At 41.6% G+C, this 17,924-nt stretch carries 18 protein-coding genes and 3 pseudogenes; 12 read left to right on the plus strand and 9 right to left on the minus strand.

Features of this window, described 5'->3' with window-relative positions; translation table 11 throughout:
• Positions 1 to 5: 5 nt before the first annotated feature.
• On the minus strand, positions 6 to 731 hold the full coding sequence (locus HGR01_RS09105; RefSeq protein ID WP_052335158.1) for a hypothetical protein: 726 nt from the start codon (positions 729 to 731) through the stop codon (positions 6 to 8).
• 478 nt (positions 732 to 1,209) lie between these two features.
• Between HGR01_RS09105 and HGR01_RS09110 the strand changes: the two genes are divergently transcribed.
• The 3 genes from HGR01_RS09110 to HGR01_RS09120 all read left to right on the plus strand — a co-directional run bounded on the left by HGR01_RS09110 (position 1,210) and on the right by HGR01_RS09120 (position 2,094).
• Positions 1,210 to 1,458 carry a BrnA antitoxin family protein gene (locus HGR01_RS09110; protein WP_045869908.1) on the plus strand — a complete coding sequence of 83 codons (249 nt, stop codon included), beginning with the start codon at positions 1,210 to 1,212 and terminating at the stop codon, positions 1,456 to 1,458.
• Between the two features lie 116 nt (positions 1,459 to 1,574).
• Positions 1,575 to 1,853 carry a BrnT family toxin gene (locus HGR01_RS09115; protein ID WP_045869907.1) on the plus strand — a complete coding sequence of 93 codons (279 nt, stop codon included), beginning with the start codon at positions 1,575 to 1,577 and terminating at the stop codon, positions 1,851 to 1,853.
• Complete coding sequence (locus HGR01_RS09120; protein WP_194007886.1) at positions 1,831 to 2,094, plus strand: hypothetical protein; 264 nt, start codon at positions 1,831 to 1,833, stop codon at positions 2,092 to 2,094. Before HGR01_RS09115 ends, HGR01_RS09120 begins: the two co-directional genes overlap by 23 nt.
• A gap of 67 nt (positions 2,095 to 2,161) precedes the next feature.
• Here the strand turns inward: HGR01_RS09120 and HGR01_RS09125 are convergent, their stop codons facing one another.
• Complete coding sequence (locus HGR01_RS09125; RefSeq protein ID WP_168160964.1) at positions 2,162 to 2,743, minus strand: hypothetical protein; 582 nt, start codon at positions 2,741 to 2,743, stop codon at positions 2,162 to 2,164.
• Positions 2,740 to 2,880 (minus strand): hypothetical protein, encoded by a 141-nt coding sequence (locus HGR01_RS09130; RefSeq protein WP_168160963.1) that lies wholly within the window; start codon positions 2,878 to 2,880, stop codon positions 2,740 to 2,742. The genes HGR01_RS09125 and HGR01_RS09130 overlap by 4 nt, the downstream gene beginning before the upstream one ends.
• A 268-nt stretch (positions 2,881 to 3,148) precedes the next feature.
• Between HGR01_RS09130 and acs the strand changes: the two genes are divergently transcribed.
• On the plus strand, positions 3,149 to 5,119 hold the full coding sequence (gene acs / locus HGR01_RS09135) for an acetate--CoA ligase (RefSeq protein WP_045869904.1): 1,971 nt from the start codon (positions 3,149 to 3,151) through the stop codon (positions 5,117 to 5,119).
• A 91-nt stretch (positions 5,120 to 5,210) separates the two neighbouring features.
• On the opposite strand, the gene aroA is transcribed toward acs, so the two are convergent.
• Positions 5,211 to 6,560, minus strand: coding sequence for a 3-phosphoshikimate 1-carboxyvinyltransferase (gene aroA, locus HGR01_RS09140; RefSeq protein ID WP_045869903.1), 1,350 nt, complete (start codon positions 6,558 to 6,560; stop codon positions 5,211 to 5,213).
• An 814-nt stretch (positions 6,561 to 7,374) separates the two neighbouring features.
• Here aroA and HGR01_RS09145 point away from each other — a divergent pair.
• A complete protein-coding gene (locus HGR01_RS09145) occupies positions 7,375 to 7,881 on the plus strand; it encodes a hypothetical protein (RefSeq protein WP_045869902.1) in 507 nt (168 codons plus the stop codon).
• Between the two features lie 245 nt (positions 7,882 to 8,126).
• Here HGR01_RS09145 and HGR01_RS09150 read toward each other — a convergent pair whose 3' ends face one another.
• From HGR01_RS09150 to HGR01_RS09160, 3 genes are all read right to left on the minus strand, one after another.
• A complete protein-coding gene (locus tag HGR01_RS09150; RefSeq protein ID WP_045869901.1) occupies positions 8,127 to 8,705 on the minus strand; it encodes a thioredoxin family protein in 579 nt (192 codons plus the stop codon).
• Between the two features lie 129 nt (positions 8,706 to 8,834).
• Entirely contained in the window at positions 8,835 to 10,925 is a 2,091-nt protein-coding gene (locus HGR01_RS09155; RefSeq protein WP_052335157.1) for a DUF4114 domain-containing protein, read from the minus strand.
• 454 nt (positions 10,926 to 11,379) lie between these two features.
• A complete protein-coding gene (locus tag HGR01_RS09160) occupies positions 11,380 to 11,595 on the minus strand; it encodes a chlorophyll a/b-binding protein (protein WP_045869900.1) in 216 nt (71 codons plus the stop codon).
• A gap of 199 nt (positions 11,596 to 11,794) precedes the next feature.
• Here HGR01_RS09160 and HGR01_RS41785 point away from each other — a divergent pair.
• The 3 pseudogenes from HGR01_RS41785 to thyX form a co-directional block, all read left to right on the plus strand.
• Positions 11,795 to 12,082: pseudogene (locus tag HGR01_RS41785) on the plus strand (FAD-dependent thymidylate synthase); the annotation flags it as partial.
• 30 nt (positions 12,083 to 12,112) lie between these two features.
• Positions 12,113 to 13,438: pseudogene (locus tag HGR01_RS41790) on the plus strand (HNH endonuclease); the annotation flags it as partial.
• Between the two features lie 3 nt (positions 13,439 to 13,441).
• A pseudogene (gene thyX, locus HGR01_RS41795) lies at positions 13,442 to 13,876 on the plus strand (FAD-dependent thymidylate synthase); the annotation flags it as partial.
• A 16-nt stretch (positions 13,877 to 13,892) separates the two neighbouring features.
• Here the strand turns inward: thyX and dcd are convergent.
• Entirely contained in the window at positions 13,893 to 14,462 is a 570-nt protein-coding gene (gene dcd / locus HGR01_RS09170) for a dCTP deaminase (protein WP_045870119.1), read from the minus strand.
• Between the two features lie 85 nt (positions 14,463 to 14,547).
• Positions 14,548 to 15,084, minus strand: coding sequence for a P-loop NTPase family protein (locus HGR01_RS09175; protein WP_045869898.1), 537 nt, complete (start codon positions 15,082 to 15,084; stop codon positions 14,548 to 14,550).
• A 342-nt stretch (positions 15,085 to 15,426) separates the two neighbouring features.
• On the opposite strand from HGR01_RS09175, the gene HGR01_RS09180 reads away from it, so the two are divergent.
• From HGR01_RS09180 to pgl, 4 genes are all read left to right on the plus strand, one after another.
• Positions 15,427 to 16,035: an adenylate kinase family protein gene (locus HGR01_RS09180; RefSeq protein WP_045869897.1), complete on the plus strand. Its 609-nt coding sequence runs from the start codon at positions 15,427 to 15,429 to the stop codon at positions 16,033 to 16,035.
• Between the two features lie 134 nt (positions 16,036 to 16,169).
• Positions 16,170 to 16,913 carry a ribonuclease PH gene (gene rph, locus HGR01_RS09185; protein WP_045869896.1) on the plus strand — a complete coding sequence of 248 codons (744 nt, stop codon included), beginning with the start codon at positions 16,170 to 16,172 and terminating at the stop codon, positions 16,911 to 16,913.
• Positions 16,886 to 17,032, plus strand: a complete 147-nt coding sequence (locus tag HGR01_RS09190) for a hypothetical protein (protein ID WP_155539173.1) — start codon at positions 16,886 to 16,888, stop codon at positions 17,030 to 17,032. The genes rph and HGR01_RS09190 overlap by 28 nt, the downstream gene beginning before the upstream one ends.
• A 145-nt stretch (positions 17,033 to 17,177) precedes the next feature.
• Complete coding sequence (gene pgl, locus HGR01_RS09195; RefSeq protein WP_045869894.1) at positions 17,178 to 17,900, plus strand: 6-phosphogluconolactonase; 723 nt, start codon at positions 17,178 to 17,180, stop codon at positions 17,898 to 17,900.
• Positions 17,901 to 17,924: the final 24 nt, after the last annotated feature.

The raw sequence follows: 17,924 nt of genomic DNA on the forward strand, positions 1-17,924 counted from the left end.
CTGAGTCAATTTTTCTCTTGCCTTGGAATGACTTTTTCAGCAAGCCCTACGTTGACATTAGCTTCATATTCCCGCGCTTTAGTCAAAGCTTCCTCACCCTTACCAGCCAGTTGAAAACCCCCAACCATTAATGCTGGGCCGAGTGTAATACCTCCCAACACAGCACCACCAACCGCCATACTAGTACCACCACCTAACCAAGTTAGGGTTCCAGTCCAAGCCGCAGCACCACCAAGTTGTGAGATACCAACTTCAGTAGCCCATAATCCAAAGAACCTGGAAACAGTCACTGTACCTACACTTCTTGCTAAGGTAACTGCACTTGCACCTGCACCTGCTGCTGCAACAGCAGTTGAGACACCACCTTTTACCCACTCTTCAGCTTTGATAACTTCTGTTTTGTACTCTTGAATTTGCTGAGTAGAGATGTCTAATCCAGTGAGAATATCCAGGTTGTTTTGAGATGCTCGCTGACCAATTCTCTCAATAAAAGCTATAAAGTTTGAAATTGTACCCTGTTTGATCCGAAGCTGCATTTGTCCATAAACTTCTGCTGACTGGTTAGTAATTTCCCAAGCTGCTTTCAAGTTTTGCAAGCTATTTTCGTATTTTTGTTGAGCCTGTTCACCAATTTTCTCTGACTGCTTCATATTGCCAATACCTTCAGCACTTTTTACTGCTCCTATAGCTCCAGTAGCCAAAGCAGCAGCACCCAAGATAATTGGAATCATTTAACTCACCATTCGCGTAATCCAAATCGGAAATAATTAATTCCCAAAAAACCATGAAATTCCTACTATATATAGCTTTGGTTTTGGTAATCAGAATAGAAAGCTTACACTTACCCGATTTCCCTCAAAGATTTCAGTAGGAATCTGAATGTATCGGTGCGATCGCACCGTCATCGCACTGTGAACTAACCACGCCTCTAAAGGGTATATGGATAAAAGTTTGATGCGATTAATCCTTTTGTTGTAAGCCTTTTAACCATTTTGATGAATTCTTTATTTTCAGAATCGATTACGCGAACGATGAGATTTAATACTCCTGAAATTTGCTTTGAACAATGTTTATCCAGAAATTTTGCAGGCTAATGATGAATAGCCCTATAAATAGATTTCCCTTAATTAACAGCTATTAGCTGTTTCAAAATCCTATAAGTGTGAAGTTTCGGTAAAATTTTTATAAGATGATTCTGGAAATACAAATATGTATGATTTTAGTCAAGGTAAGCGAGGCGCGATAGAATCTACACCACCGGGAAAAACTAGAATTACAATTCGCTTAGATGATGAAATATTGGTATGGTTTCGTGAACAAGTTAACGCAGCAGGCGGAGGAAATTACCAAAGTTTGATTAACGACGCATTGCATGAGTATATTCAGCAGCGTCGTGAACCTCTAGAAGAAATATTACGGCGAGTTTTACGAGAGGAACTTGAGCGAATTGGGAAATGAGATAGCGATCACCCATACATTATCAGCGAACTCAAAAAGAGCGATCGCTCTTTTTTGGTAATACTTGATACGCTAAAATATCCGCAGTAAAACAGCTTGTATGATAGATTGAGTCCATGCAGTTTGAGTGGGATGAGCTAAAAAATCAAAGCAATATCACAAAGCATGGTTTCAACTTTGCTGATGCTTCACGCATCTTTAATTTACCGATGCTTGTGTACCTTGATGATCGAGAAGATTATGGTGAGGATCGGTGTATCGGTATCGGGCTACTTGATGGACGAGTGGTAGTAGTAGTTTACACTGAGCCTGAAGAGGAAACAGTTCGGATTATCTCATTAAGAAAGGCACTGTCTTATGAAAGAAAACGCTATGAACAATACCTCAAAAACTGATTGGGATAGAATTGATGCGATGAGTGATGAAGACATCGATACCTCAGATATTCCACCTTTGTCAGATGAGTTCTTTGCTAAAGCACAATTGCGAATGCCAAAGTCATCTGTAAAAATTACAGTTCAGGTAGATCCTGAAACTTTTGCTTGGTTCCAAGCACAGGGAGAAGCTGCTGAACAGCAGATGGCTGTAGCATTAAAAATTTATGCAGAAGCACATAAAAGCTACAATTTTTTGTGATGCTGAGGATGCTAAGTGACTGAGTTAATAGTCTGCGAGCGTCATTTTGAATTTTAAATTGTTAGTATTACTCTTGCAATATCTGCCAATTCAGTGGCGTATTTTTGCACCTATTCATACAGAATTTGTATGAGATTTGTCTCAATATCTCCTCTGCTTCTTGTGGGAGAAAAGGGAATAATTCTTCAGTAGCGATCGCAAACCGAATCGGTACAGGTGCATAGCTATAAAAGTCTGGTGCTAGTTTGATGAGTTTTTGCTGCACAAAATCGTTAATCCACAACACTAAAGGAAAGGGAAAATTGTGCAGAAAATCATCTCGTAAGCGATTTAGAGAAACTAAAAAATCATCGACATTCTGCAGTGATTCTATCCCAAATACAATGACAGCATTGGGATGTGGAGAACCAATTGTGGCTGTCATCGTAGAATAAAGACTATGGGATGAAGTTCGTAGGTTAATAGCTAAAATTTCTAACCCAGAACGCTGTCTTAGTTCTGCTAATATTTGTTCTTGTAAACTTGCATAATTGCAGCGTACTAAAATTAAAGTGAATCGTCCTTGGGCATGGGTAATTGCCCTACTCAGAGTAGTAAGCGATCGCTCATGTTGGACAATCACATCATCTTGGTGGTTTGGCTTATTCATAACGGCGATTGTTTCGCTGCCCTGAGAACAGGTAGAATCAACCATTGCCATTGTTGACCATGACATTCAAATGCGAACAAACTCATTGTTAAAGTTTGGTAGTTTGCTTCGCTACTACCGCTTTGTTTATATACCACTGTTCGTTATCGATTTTTTAAGCCTCTGTAATTTATAATACTCAAGCTTTACTTAACTGCCTAGAGTGAGGCTGCTTAAGATCTGTATCAAAAAATAATTGTGAATGAAGAAGCAAGCGGATAACAACTTGATACCTGAGAATTGATTGAGACACCAACATTTGTGTGATGCACCACTAGGGCGCTTTAGAGATTTCTTAACGAAAATCAAAATACTTATGAGTAATTGCAGTACAGAATAGTTTTCAGTCGCAATTTAATTACAGATATGTCCCAACCGACCATAGAATCAATCCTACAAGAAAACCGCTTATTTCATCCGAGTGCTGAATTTTCACAAAAAGCGCAGATCAAAAGTCTGGCAGATTATCAAATTCTTTACGATCAAGCTCAAGCCGATCCGCAAAAATTTTGGGCAGAATTGGCAGAAAGTGAGTTGCATTGGTTCCAAAAATGGGACACAGTCTTAGATTGGCAAGCACCTTTTGCTAAATGGTTTGTTGGTGGTAAGACTAATATTTCTTACAACTGTCTTGACAGACACCTCACTACTTGGCGTAAAAATAAAGCCGCACTGATTTGGGAAGGAGAACCAGGAGATTCGCGGACTCTTACCTATGCCCAATTACACCGGGAGGTTTGCCAGTTTGCTAATGTACTAAAGCAACTAGGAATCCAAAAAGGCGATCGCGTGGGGATTTATATGCCCATGATTCCAGAAGCGGCGATCGCAATGTTGGCTTGTGCGAGAATTGGCGCACCCCACAGTGTTGTGTTTGGTGGTTTCAGTGCTGAGGCTTTGCGCGATCGCTTAATTGATGCGGAAGCTAAGTTAGTAGTCACGGCTGATGGTGGTTGGCGCAAAGACGCGATCGTTCCTCTCAAGGAACAAGTAGACAAGGCGATCGCCAATAACGCTGTCCCCAATGTGAAAAATGTGCTTGTAGTGCAACGTACAGCGCAACAAACTCACATGGAGCCAGGACGTGACCATTGGTGGCATGATTTACAAAAGGGTGTATCAGCCGATTGTCCAGCTGAACCAATGGATAGCGAAGATTTGCTGTTCATTCTCTACACTTCTGGTAGCACTGGCAAACCTAAAGGCGTTGTTCACACTACAGCTGGATACAACTTATATACCCACATCACCACCAAATGGATCTTTGATTTACAAGATACAGATGTATATTGGTGTACTGCCGATGTCGGTTGGATTACGGGGCATAGTTACATTGTTTATGGGCCGCTTTCCAACGGTGCCACAACTCTAATGTATGAAGGCGCGCCTCGTGCTTCTAATCCTGGCTGTTTCTGGGATGTAATTGAAAAGTATGGTGTCAATATTTTTTATACTGCACCTACAGCCATTCGCGCCTTTATTAAAATGGGCGAACATCATCCCAAATCACGCAACCTCTCTTCCTTGCGCTTGTTGGGAACCGTAGGCGAACCAATTAACCCAGAAGCTTGGATGTGGTATCACAAAGTCATTGGTGGCGAACGTTGCCCAATTGTCGATACCTGGTGGCAAACTGAAACTGGCGGGGTTATGATTACAGCCCTACCAGGTGCAATTCCCACCAAACCAGGTTCTGCAACCCTGCCTTTCCCCGGAATTCTTGCAGATATCGTAGATTTAGATGGTAATTCTGTGGGAGAAAATCAAGGTGGTTATTTAGCAGTGCGTCACCCCTGGCCGGGAATGATGCGAACAGTTTACGGCGATCCCGATCGCTTCCGCCGTACCTACTGGGAACATATACCCCCCAAAGATGGCCAGTTTACATATTTTGCGGGTGATGGAGCCAGAAGAGATGAAGATGGTTACTTCTGGGTAATGGGACGGGTAGACGACGTATTAAACGTATCAGGACACCGCCTCGGCACAATGGAAGTCGAATCAGCCTTAGTTTCCCACCCAGCAGTTGCAGAAGCGGCGGTTGTTGGCAAGCCAGATGAACTCAAAGGTGAAGAAGTCGTGGCTTTTGTAACTCTGGAAGGGACTTTCCAACCCAGCGATGATTTGAGTAAAGAACTCAAGCAACACGTCGTCAAAGAAATTGGTGCGATCGCTCGTCCTGGTGAAATCCGCTTTACTGACGCTTTGCCAAAAACGCGATCGGGTAAAATTATGCGGCGCTTACTGCGAAATCTCGCTGCAGGGCAAGAAGTATCAGGTGATACCTCAACTTTAGAAGACCGCAGCGTGTTGGATAAGTTGCGGGAAGGGGCGTAAATAAGTCAAAAGTCTGGTGAATGGGGAAGGGGGAAGGGGAAAAACCTTTACCCTTTAACCTTTTACCCTTTCCCCCTTCAAAATCTCCTACTCAATTAACGATCGCGGTGAGAGTTTGGAAGAAACTCGGATAAGAAATCGCGGCTGCTTCGGCGCGGTGGATGGTAGTTACGCCATTGGCGACTAAGGCGGCGATCGCTAAACTCATGGCAATGCGATGATCGGTATGGCTATCGACATCTGTACCAACTAAGGGAGTACCACCAGTAATTTCCATCCCATCGGGTAGTTCACTGACTTTAGCTCCCATTTTATTGAGTTGTTGAGCCATGACAGTAATGCGATCGCTTTCTTTGACCCTTAACTCGGCTGCGTCGCGAATAATTGTGGTTCCTTCGGCGAATACGGCTGCTACTGCCAAAATGGGAATTTCATCAATCATTCTGGGAATGATATCCCCAGCGATGGTGCAGCTTTTTAAATTGCTGGAACGTACCCTGATATCGGCTACTGGTTCACCTGCGACTTCTCGCTGATTTTCCAGTTGAATATCTGCTCCCATCAGCTCTAAAGCTTCTAAAATACCTGTGCGGGTGGGATTTACACCAACGTTTTCTACTACTAGTTCTGAACCTGGGACAATTGCACCAGCTACCAACCAAAAGGCTGCGGAACTAATATCACCGGGGACAATTACCTTTTGTCCAAACAATTGCGCTGGCCCAGTAACGGTAACACTATTGGTTTCGGGATCAACGCTGAGTTCTGCGCCAAACGCCCGTAACATCCTTTCACTATGGTCACGGGAAAGGGCGGGTTCGGTAACGGTGGTTTTTCCTTCTGTGGCTAAACCAGCGAGGAGGATACAGGATTTAACTTGCGCTGAGGCGATGGGGGAATGATAGTGAATTGGTTTGAGGGCTTGTCCAGCAATTGCGAGGGGTGCTAAAGAATTTCCCTTGCGTCCCCAAATTTGCGCCCCCATTTGTTGCAATGGTTGAACTACGCGGGACATAGGACGCGATCGCAAAGAATTATCACCTGTGACAGTAAAAAAACGCCCTGCATGGGAAGCTAACAATCCCAACATCAAACGCAACGTAGTACCAGAATTTCCTGCATTTAATACATCAATTGGTTCTTGCAAATTTCCCAAACCAATACCCTTCACCCGCACCAACTCTGTATTGAGTTCCGAAATTTCCGCCCCCATTGCTTGAAAACAACTAGCAGTACTGCGGGGATCTTCACCTAAGAGAAGACCTTGAATTTCCGTTTCACCTTGGGCGATCGCACCCAACATCAAAGCACGGTGGGAAATAGATTTATCACCTGGAATGCGGATACGACCTTGCAAGGATAGCCCAAAAGGAGGTCGTTGAATAATTAACTGATCTGAAAGGTCTTTTTGCTTTTCTACGGTTATAACAGCAGCCGACATTAGGATACACTGGCTTTTGAATACATTGAAAGTACATGAGCGACTGCATATGCCGCTACTGTGAACTTCTTCCCTAGTATCGTATCGTCTTTTGCTTGCTCAAACTTAATCAAATCTTCCAAAATCAGTAAAGTTAGATGTGCAGTTGTAAAAAAGTTTAAATGTATTGGATTTTTGACTTTTGATTTTGCACAACCTTAATCAGGGACTTCCAACTAAAACAATATGCCATTGCTGTGTATACAGAGGAAGCTATCCCAATGAAATAAGTTTCACTACCAAGTATGAAAGTCGAGACGGGCATTTTTACTCAGCAACGCCACTTGCGCGATTGCCGGAAAACCCTTCCAACGCAGTGGTTCTTCAGCACTTTCAAGCTAGTCCAAGCATAATTACTCATTTGGGTTGTCAACTCTTAAAAGACAAGGTTAATCTGGAATTTGGACTGCCAAACGTGAAGAAATGAACAATTTTATTCGCGCATTCACTTGCCATACTAGCTCTTATAAAAGCAAAGAAAATCGTTCTTCTTGTGTTTTAGCGAATAATCCAGCTATATTAATTCCGGAATCTAAAGATTATTTACAAAATATTCCGTAACTTTACTTTTAAATCACCTTTCCGGAGAAAAATCGCAATTTTTGCTTTTTAAATTAGCACCCTAACTGTTTGCATTTTTGTTGATCTGGCTTACCGAATTAGCAGATTCAGTTAATATCTAAGCATGTTTTACTATTAGTTTTTGGCCTGAGACTGATAGAGACCTTGGTGTTGATTTCATTTTGTTCACTAGCTTTTAGCCCTTATCGCTCCCATGCTGACCCATCACCGCAAGCCCGTGTGCTTATCACTCATTTCCACTGACCTGCCAGTTTGGTCTGTCGTGGAAACTGCCGGGACATTGTATCAAAAAGATACTAATCGTTTTCATTTACTATTGACTGCACCGCCTTTAATTACCTGCGAAGTAGCGGGTTCCCTAAATCCTGAAGATAAACTTCCGCACAAGAAAAACAATGTACCCACCAGTCCTAGAGTTTTGTGGTTAGAGATTTCGCCTTACCGAGTCATCATGACCATGCAAGGTAATGCCGAAGTCAGTTATCGCCATTTCTGGGAACAGGGTGTTTATGGTATTAGTCGCTATTGGTTGCCAACTGAGACATGGCAAACCAATGAGCCAATTCGCCTCCGTAACTTTACTAATGTTATGGCGCTTACTGGTCATCCATTGCCTGAACATTTACGGATAGAATACGAATTATGGGCAGACAAAGTCCAGTTGGGGCGCTACATCCTCAATTTGGAAATTAAGCACTAATCCCTAATTGTCAATTCGACAGTTTGAGATAAATCGAACCACATTTCCTGACTCATTTTTCGACTTTGGATGAAAATCTAAGTATTTATGGTGCAACAGGTGCATTTACCATCCCCTTTGCTGTGACAGCATTGGGGAATATTTTTGAATTTTAAATTTTGAATTCTGGATTTTGGATTTTAGTAACGCACCTTTGGCAAAGCTTTGATGCGTTACAGCTTACGCGTCACACATCCTACTAAATATTAACTATAATTTGGTGTATTTCCAGCTTTCCACTTGATATTGCATCCAATACTGGGCTTTTGTTCATCTTGTATAGGTTTACCTGCTAGTACAGCCTCAATTGCAGTACGTAAATCTGCACCTGTTACAGGCTTACCATTGCTGGGTCGGCTATCATCTAATTGCCCGCGATAAACGAGTTGGCGATTGCTATCAAATACAAAAAAATCAGGTGTACAAGCTGCGGTATAAGCTTTCGCTGTCTCTTGAGTTTCGTCGTAGCATAACGGAAATTTAAACCCCAATTCTGTAGCCATTTTCTTTAATAAATCTGGCGCATCATTTGGGTAATTTTCAACATCATTGGCGCTAATTGCAACAATTCCTAAATCACTTTCAAAGTAGTCTTTGCCTATTAGCGCTAGTTGTGATTGCACGTGCTTTACAAATGGGCAATGCCGACAAATAAACATTACCAAGATAGCTTTTTTATCAGCAAAACTAGCTAAAGAAATTATCTCTTGAGATACTACTTCTGGTAGCTGAAAATCTGGAGCAACCGTACCTAAAGGCAGCATTGTAGATGCAGTTAAAGCCATAGTTATCACCTGGGGAAATAATTACTAATTTGTAGTACCCTACGGGAAGCGCAAAGCGCTACGTAATTCGTAATCAAAGGTAAGCCATCACTAATTATAACTACGAAATTATCCTTCGTTCCCAGCAGATTATCCCTTCCGCACGACTACCACCTGATTAAATCCTTGGGGATTAAAATCGCCAAAGGAATAGGTAGAGAAGAAGAAATCACCTGTTAAAGGATCAATGGCTGCACCGATGGGGCCGTCTATCCCAGTTAAAAATTCTTGGCGAGTGGTAGGAATGGGATCGCCATTAGCATCGATATTATAGGCGCTGACTGTATCTGTATCTTGCTCTGCAACTAAAATGCGTTCGCTAGTAAATTGTGGCATAGAAGCAGATACATAGATAAAAGCATCTGGCCCCCCAGTGATTTGCACTGATTTTGTTGCAGGTGCAATATTCCAAGTACCTGTACCATCGGCGGACACAGTTGTGTCATAAAAATTGCCAGTATCGTAGGAGGTAATTTTTAGCCTTCCTGCACCAGGGAATCCCTGAGGAACGAAACTTATACCACCGACTGAAGGCTGATATCCTAGGGTATTTAACTCTACTTGTTTGTCAGGATTAGAACTTCCAGGTTTGATTTGCCCAACTGTGTTGTCATTCCAAGTTGTATAAAACAAAACGTTATTGGGGCCAAAGGTCAAGCCAGCATCATTCAAACCGCCGTTCATTCCTGGTGCGGAGGAGAGCAACTTTGCCGAGCCTGTAAATCCTACAATGTGATTATTAGCATCGCGTTTGAGTGCGATCGCAAAAATTTCGCCTTTTTCTCCTTGGGGTGTTGAACCGATATATAAAGTATTGGGATCGTCAGCTTTAAACGCTAATCCTACGTAGGGAGTTGGTAATCCTGGTAATTCACCCAAACTGGCGACAGTGTAAGAACTGCTAAAAGGAGTAGATATAGTCAAAAATTGGCTGACTTGTTTAGCGTATTCGATTAATTCTTTCCCTGATTGGGTATTGCGCCACTCTTGTTTTGACTGAATAAATGTCTCTAGGGGAGCAGTTTTTCCGGTAGCGCCTTTAATTTGAAAGATGAAGTCGTTGTAATCCCAATCTGAACCTTGGCTAGCCAACTGATCTTCTACACCAAAAGTCCCGCCTTTCGTTGTTCCTTGTCCTAACTGAGCAAAATGTACAGAACCGTCTGAATTAGCTGAGGCGATGGAGAATAGCGGATTTTTATCCTTGGCTGAATTGGGATTATCTAACAATTCCTTAATTTTTCCATCCGGTACCAGTAAAAACGCAAACTGATCGCCAGCAGTCATGGCAAAGTTTTTCTCTCCTAAAAATTTGCCATCATTTCTTTCACTTTCTCCTAAATCACCGCTAAATTTTGCTCCCTCAGTTGCATCAGAAATTGCCAGGTAGCCAGAATTAGAATTGCTGAGAACACGACGCGCAGATTCTTGGATAAATTCCAAGGAACCTGGCTGTAAATTTTCCATTCCCTGCAAACTAAAAATTCCCAGGTCGCTATGATAACTGCCAGCATCAGCTAAAAACTCAAGGCTAAATTTACCATCCGCGCCGACGGTAAATGTACCAGAGTCTAAAGCAGATTGCTCTACTAAAATGCTTTTGCCATTTAAATTTAATATTGCGCTATCATCTTCAGCTTGTAAAGCTAACAGTTCTTCACCTTGTGGAGGTTGGTTTAACACAAGTTTGGCAAAGATTGACCCTTCATCTCCAGGGGAATCTTGAACATTCAAATGTGAATCAAGATAATGTCCAAGTTCTTCTAATAGAACTGCAACCAATGCTTCTGATTTTGCTGAATTACCGAATAATTCTTGCGCTAAATAAATGCTATCTCCGGCATAAGCTCCTTTAGCTCGTAATGACTCAATAGGCAAAATATCAATTTGAGGTATAGACTCGCCATTAACTATCCCCACTATCAAATTTGTTGCCTGTTGAGGCTCCCAGGCTTTACCAAAAGCCAGTTGCATCTGATTAAGAAAATCTGGTTGCTGAAGAAAATTGTCTAGCTTGCTGCCTACTTCCAAGAGGACAGGAGATAGTTCTAACATCATCTTCCCAGAATATTTAGATTCCCCTAAAAAATCAGTAATGCTACAGAAAATTGTTGGTAGAATAGAATTTTCTAGAGGATTAAAATAACTTCTATCCGTTGTTGATACAATAGATAAATCCATGATTGACAAACTTTAGATATTTGGTATTTGGTTAGAATAAATTTATGTCATACAATCATTAATTTGCCAATCAGTATATTTTGTTTGAATTGTTAAGTAATAAGCTGGGTTACAAATACTTTTGTATTCTTAATATGAAGAATATAGACTGAGTGATAGTGAATACTCAACTTATCATGGATAGATGAATACTTATGAGGCTAACAAAATTATCGCTAGAACATAAATGTCTAAATTACTTATTTAGTTATTTACTACTAATTCTTTACTTAAATAATTTCGGTAATCTCTTAAGTAAGCTTACTTATTCAATAAAGCGTTGTAGATGATTTACTAGATGAAATAGCAAATTTTGAATATTTGCATCAAGTTTTATACAAAAAAATGTAGAGGCAAGATAAATATTGCCTCTACATTTTGTCAAATTTGTAATATTAAAAATTAAAATTAGATTTTATAGATTTGCTAACAAACCAAAAATACCATGTCCTGTGACAACTTCTAATGCAATGAGGGAGACGAAACCAATCATTGCTAAACGACCATTGAGGAGTTCTGCATAGGTTGTAAATCCAGTGCGATCGCCTTGCTCATCTACATATACTTTAGGCTCGATCGCAAAGTTATTCATTAAACCTTGGTCGTCAACGATAGAAGCATTTGTACGCATAAGATTTTCCCGTTTTTATTCACTATGTAACGAAGTGTAACGTAGTTATTAATTTTTGTAAAGTAAATGAGTATCTTGAAGATGAAGCCCAAGGCAGAGATATGATAATGAATCGTTCTCATGGAGATGTCTCACGAACAGGCTAAACAACTGATTAGTAGGCACTCCCAGCCACCAATCAAGTTTTAACTAGCAGATCATGGATCGATTCAGGGTAGAGGTTATTGCTAAAACACCAAATCCTCAGCAGGTGATTTACGCCGCCATGCACCAGGACTACACTGAGGCGTTCGTGTATGACGAACGGGACTCATGGCCCTCGGAGTCTCAATGTGGTGAAGTTATTGTGAAGCGACTTTTAGCAGGGGAGAGAGGACATTACGGGCCTCTAGAACATCCCCAGATTGTTTTTAACTGTGGCTACTTTCCCCACAGTGTGATGCAACAGGCTCGTACCCACAGGATTAGTGTATCCTTCGATGTCCAATGTCTATCTGCTGATACTGAAATTACTTTTGTGAACTGTGAAGGCGACAGTAACCAGAAATTGAAAAAAACTATTGGAGAGTTATACGAACTTTGGACTAACGGAGAAAAAGCAATCCGTACAAGGTCAATTAAAGGTAGGAATGGAGAACCACCTGGTGAATATCGGCGTGATTGTAAACAACGGATTCGCAAAATGCGCCTGCGAATTCTCAACGAAGAGACTGGCTTATTTGAGGTTGGACATATTAAAGATGTCATGTGCAGTGGTCTTCAGCCAGTTTACAGAGTAACTTTAGAGGATGGAAAAACTTTAGATTGCACTGTCAATCATCGCTTATTTACATCAGATGGTTGGCAAACAATGGGTGATGCAGTTGGTTTAATTACTAACCCTGATGGCAGTGTATTTCAAACTACTAAGCCTTGCCATGTAATGTGTAATGGTATGGCAGTAGTAGGCAATGGTCTTTATAGAAATCGAGAATGGCTTGAATCTCAAATTCAAAAAGGATTATCTACATTAGAGATTGCCCAACTATCTGAATGCTCTATAAATACTGTAAGAAATTGGGCTGATAAATACGAACTACATTTAAATCACAATGATAGTAAATTTGCTAAAGAACATCAGCCTTGGAACTATAACCCTAATGCACTTTATCGAGACAAAATTTGGTTAGAAGAGCAAATCGCTAAAGGACTTTATGTTGATGAAATGGCAGCCTTAGCTAACTGCTCAATAGAAGCAATAAAAAAATGGGTTTATGCTTACGGGTTGTCGTTAAATAAGAGATCAAGGGGTTCTAGAAACCCTTGGAATAAGGGTCAAACTGGTTACCACTTAAACCTTTCCCCAGCAAGTCGTCAAAAACGTAGAGAAAACGCGAAGCTTTATACAAAAAGAGGAGAAGAATCTAATTTTTGGAAAGGAGGAACATCTACAGAACGGGAACTAATAGGTGCCTGGACAAGGGATATTGCCCCGGCAGTACATGAGAAGTTTAATTATATTTGTCAAAGATGTAGGGTTAGGGGTGGTAGCCTTCATGCTCATCATTTAATCCCAGTATATGCTGATGAATCTTTGGCTTATGACTTCGATAATTTAGTAACTTTATGCAAAGAGTGTCACGAATATATTCACCAAAATCATCAAGAAGCTGATTTTGCTCGCTCTTTTAATCCAATAATAGATACTGAAAATTGGCAACCTAAACCAAAGGCAATAGGTAGAAAATTACAAGCTCATCCAGTTAAAGTGAAAACTGTGGAGTACATTGGACAACAAATGACTTATGACCTAGAAGTGGAAGGCTCTTGGCATAATTTTGTCGCTAATGGCATTGTAGTTCACAACTCATTTCGTTACACCGGAAACCAGTTTATTGATGTAGTCAACGGTAAGAAAGATATTGAAGATGTTTTCTATCTGCGTCCTGTTGGTTATTACACTGATAGACAAGGTAAAAAATATTATTATTCCCCAGAGCAAAGAGCCTCAGATTTACAGTGGTGTTTAGAAGCAGCTAAACGATACAAAGCTGACTTTGAAGGTGGTATGTCTGAAGAACACGCCAGAGGTAAAATGCCCTTTGATTATCGCCAACATTTTGTAGTCAGTTTCAATTTAAGGTCTTTCTTACATTTCTGTGATTTGAGAAATAAGAAAGACGCTCAACTTGAAATTCAAAAGCTATGTGAAATGATGTGGCCCCATTTTGCTGAGTGGGTACCTGCGATCGCAGAATGGTATGAAAAGTCTCGTTTAGGTAAAGCGAGATTAGCACCTTAGTACGGCTGCGCGGTGTTTACACTTTAGCCAAAGTTACCATCTCAGCTTGATCCTGGTATTTACCCTGTCTTGCTTCGTAACTGATAGCGCAGGGTTCACCTGCTAAAAATAGCAATTGCACTACGCCTTCATTAGCGTAGATGCGACAATCAGCGCTGGAAGAATTGGAAAATTCTAAGGTTAAGTGTCCTCGCCAAGCAGCCTCTGCAGGTGTTAAATTCGCTATAATTCCACAACGCGCGTATGTGGATTTACCTATACAAATTACAGTTATATAGTCTGGAACAGCTAGCTTTTCTAAAGCAACGCCCAAGCCATAGGAATGAGCAGGTAGGATAAAATAACTACCATTTTCATCTGTATGTAATGGGGTTGATTCCAAATTTTGGGGATTAAAGTTTTTGGGATCAATGACAGTGCCAGGAATGTGGCGAAAAATGCGGAATTCTGCAGGAGACAGGCGAATATCGTAGCCATAGGAAGATAAACCATAGCTGATTACAGGACGAACCGCTACATCTGCCTGTGGTTGTACTTTTCTCACTAAACTTGGCTCAAAGGGGGAAATCATGCCCTTTTGAGCCATTTCTGTAATCCAGATATCGTTTTTAATCACAAGTTCAGGGCTAATTTAAATCGAGTTACTAGGATATCGCGAAGTTGAGCATTCTTCATGGGCTATGACTGCGCCGGATCTCTGTAATTTGATCTGCTACATCTAACAGAGATTTCGGCATTTCTGGCCCGGTGAGGATGATATCAATATGGGAAGGGCGTTGTGCTAAAAACGCTAAAACTTCGTTTTCTGGAATTAAACCAAAGTTAATCGCTAAACTTAACTCATCTAAGACAACGAGAGAATACTTACCCTCGAATACTACCTGCTGTGTATGTTGCCACAGCTTTTGTAAAGCCTCGTTTTCCGTATCATCTAGTTGGGGTGTGTCAATGCAACGAGGTAAATCGCAACGAATCCAATCTAAATTTTGCCCTAGCTGCATGGGTCGCTCATGCCCTTGACGAATACCACCTTTGAGAAATTGCACGACTAACACTGAAGTACCTTGACCGGCAATTCTCAGTGCTTGAGCCATGACGTTAGTAAAAAAGTTACGGTGACTACTAGTAAAAACTTGTACTAGCCCGGCAATGGGAGATGCTACACTGAGGGTCGAATTGACACTGGGGGTATCTAACTGGGCAACCATATAGCTGAGTTTAAAATATTACAAATTATCAAAGAGATATTGCTGAGGTGAGCGATCGCAAATCTAGCTGTATAATCAATCTGAATTTTACAAGTGTATTGTAGTTTGCAAGTTGCATTCTTAGTCAACCACTAGCTTTATGTTCAAGTCAAGAGTTAATGATATTGACATGAATAGCTGGTAAAAGCAAGTGGCTGTAAAAATAAGAACGCAGTAATAATAGTAAGATTCTAAAAAAAAGTTGGGTGCAAGGGCTGAAAATCGTAGATGTTAGATTTCCCATTGGTTTGGGCACAACAGGGTTGGCAAGTAGTAAATTTGACAGGTGAGGAGTGAATTGTTGTGAGATTAGTGATTCTGGGAGGTTCAGGATCGGGGAAAAGCACTCAAGCACAAAGCCTTTGTAGACACTTTGAGATCCCAAAGATTTCTACAGGTGAAATTTTACGAGAAGCAATGTCTGGTGACAAGTCACTAGCTTTACGAGAAGATGCTTCGCGGCTGTACGTTAACGCTAATTTCGGTGATTTGGGACAATACGCACAGCCATTCGTAGAAAAAGGGGAGCTAGTCCCGGATGAAAGGATGATTGACTTGATTCGGATGCAGCTAACACAGCTGAATATCCCATCGGGTTGGCTATTGGAAGGCTATCCGCGTACAGCGTTCCAAGCTGAGGAATTAGATTTTTTATTGGAATATTTAGGACAAAAATTAGATTGGGCAATTTATTTACAAGTACCAGAAGCGACGATGGTAAATCGCTGTTTGGGGCGATCGCTTCCCGATGAGCAGCCAGAAATTGTGCAGCGTCGCATAGAGTTATTCTATGATCGCACTATCCCGATTTTGGAATATTATGACCGTCGTCGCCGTTTATTGACGATTAATGGCGACCAGCTACCAGACGCAGTACATCAAAGTATTCTCAACCTGCTTGCCGTTTCTTAAATAAATATTTAATTTAACTACCAAGTTTCACTACCTGAGTTTTGTGCTGACTCAATTGTTAGGGGTCTAGAGAGATTGCGACACTAAGGTAACCTTAATGGATATTCTCTTATGAAAACGTTGAGGAAACTCCAATGGCTTGGCAGCGTCCAGATAATCGGCAACCCTATCAACTCCGTCCCATCAACTTTGACAGTGGCTTTACCCGTTATGCGCCCGGTTCTGTGCTGACAAAATGTGGTGATACTCAAGTACTTTGTACTGTTAGCGTTACCGAGGGAGTCCCAAAATTTTTAGCTGGAAGTGGCAAGGGGTGGTTAACTGCTGAATATCGGATGCTGCCAAGCGCCACTCAACAACGGCACGAAAGAGAATTGATGAAATTATCTGGACGAACACAAGAAATTCAACGCTTGATTGGGCGTAGCTTAAGAGCAGCATTAGATTTTGAAGTATTAGGCGAACGCACTTTAACTGTAGATGCTGACGTATTGCAAGCCGATGCGGGAACGAGGACAACCGCAATTACAGGTTCTTTTGTAGCGTTAGCGAATGCGATTTCCCGATTATTGCACCAAGGTGTCTTAACGCGATCGCCCCTGTGCGGACAAATAGCAGCCGTCTCGGTAGGTTTATTAGAAGGAGAAGGATTTTTAGATCTCAACTACATTGAAGACGTAGCCGCCACAGTAGATTTCAACGTGGTGATGAATCAAGATTTGGGAATCATCGAAGTGCAGGGCACAGCAGAAGAAGGAAGCTATACCCGCAGCCAGTTGAATCAGTTATTAGATTTAGCAGAAACCGGAATTCAAGAATTATTAATCGCCCAGCGAGAAGCGATTACCGATTGGGATGCGATATTTGCGGGGGGTTAGGGGTTGGGGATGAGGGGGATGAGGGGGATGAGGGAGATGAGGGAGATGAGGGAGATGAGGCGACAAGGGGACAAGGAGAAATCTCAATTACTCATTACCAAATGACAAATGACAAATGACAAATGACAAATGACAAATACCCAATGCCCAATGCCCAATGCCCCATCCCCTATGAATGTTGTTAAAAGTTTCAAAAGTTAAAAAGGAGAACAGCTATAAGTTAGGTATGGTATTGCTGGAAGCAGGCAAAGTGATGATCGAGCCATGAATAAAAAGGTCGAAGTTCTACCAGATCAGTCGGCGCTAGTTGGAAGAGCGCTAGAGTTGATTCTGTCTAAGATAGACACTGCTATTAAAGAGCGAGGGCGGTTTACTATTGCCTTGTCTGGTGGCAGTACGCCTAAGCCATTGTATGAGGCGATCGCTCAACAAAAACTTCCTTGGGATAAAATTCATGTGTTCTGGGGTGATGAACGATATGTACCACCAGATCATCCTGATAGCAATGAGCTGATGGCGCGTCGTGCGTGGTTAGACCGCGTTGATCTGCCAGTTGCGAATATTCACGCCATCCCTACCTTGGAAGCTGATCCCGCAGTTGCAGCAGTTAAGTACGACAAGCATCTGCAAAACTTTTTTAATACTGCATCTGGAGAGTTTCCTGCTTTAGATGTAGTCTTGCTAGGAATGGGTGATGATGCACATACTGCATCTTTGTTTCCCCACACTCAAGCATTGCAAGTGAGCGATCGCTTAATTACTGTGGGTAATAAAGATAGCAGCATCCGCATTACTTTTACTTACCCATTCATCAATGCAGCTCGCAGCGTTATGTTTGTAGTTGCAGGTGCTAATAAACGGCCAGCATTAGCTCAAGTATTTGCACCCAAAGCTGATGAGTTGACTTATCCCTCGCGTCTCATTCAACCCCAAGGTGAGCTTTGGTGGTTGCTAGATGCGGCGGCGGGTGCGGAACTCCAAACCTAAGTATCTTACCTATCAGGGGTAATT

The organism is Tolypothrix sp. PCC 7712, from assembly GCF_025860405.1.
Lineage (GTDB): Bacteria > Cyanobacteriota > Cyanobacteriia > Cyanobacteriales > Nostocaceae > Aulosira > Aulosira diplosiphon.

Coding starts and splice junctions, on each gene's coding strand:
- pgl (WP_045869894.1), top strand. CDS start 17,178: ATGAATAAAAAGGTCGAAGTTCTACCAGATCAGTCGGCGCTAGTTGGA.
- HGR01_RS09145 (WP_045869902.1), top strand. CDS start 7,375: ATGCTGACCCATCACCGCAAGCCCGTGTGCTTATCACTCATTTCCACT.
- HGR01_RS09155 (WP_052335157.1), bottom strand. CDS start 10,925: ATGGATTTATCTATTGTATCAACAACGGATAGAAGTTATTTTAATCCT.
- HGR01_RS09105 (WP_052335158.1), bottom strand. CDS start 731: ATGATTCCAATTATCTTGGGTGCTGCTGCTTTGGCTACTGGAGCTATA.
- acs (WP_045869904.1), top strand. CDS start 3,149: ATGTCCCAACCGACCATAGAATCAATCCTACAAGAAAACCGCTTATTT.
- HGR01_RS09125 (WP_168160964.1), bottom strand. CDS start 2,743: ATGAATAAGCCAAACCACCAAGATGATGTGATTGTCCAACATGAGCGA.
- aroA (WP_045869903.1), bottom strand. CDS start 6,560: ATGTCGGCTGCTGTTATAACCGTAGAAAAGCAAAAAGACCTTTCAGAT.
- HGR01_RS09120 (WP_194007886.1), top strand. CDS start 1,831: ATGAACAATACCTCAAAAACTGATTGGGATAGAATTGATGCGATGAGT.
- HGR01_RS09175 (WP_045869898.1), bottom strand. CDS start 15,084: ATGGTTGCCCAGTTAGATACCCCCAGTGTCAATTCGACCCTCAGTGTA.
- HGR01_RS09160 (WP_045869900.1), bottom strand. CDS start 11,595: ATGCGTACAAATGCTTCTATCGTTGACGACCAAGGTTTAATGAATAAC.
- dcd (WP_045870119.1), bottom strand. CDS start 14,462: ATGGCTCAAAAGGGCATGATTTCCCCCTTTGAGCCAAGTTTAGTGAGA.
- HGR01_RS09150 (WP_045869901.1), bottom strand. CDS start 8,705: ATGGCTTTAACTGCATCTACAATGCTGCCTTTAGGTACGGTTGCTCCA.
- rph (WP_045869896.1), top strand. CDS start 16,170: ATGGCTTGGCAGCGTCCAGATAATCGGCAACCCTATCAACTCCGTCCC.
- HGR01_RS09115 (WP_045869907.1), top strand. CDS start 1,575: ATGCAGTTTGAGTGGGATGAGCTAAAAAATCAAAGCAATATCACAAAG.
- HGR01_RS09110 (WP_045869908.1), top strand. CDS start 1,210: ATGTATGATTTTAGTCAAGGTAAGCGAGGCGCGATAGAATCTACACCA.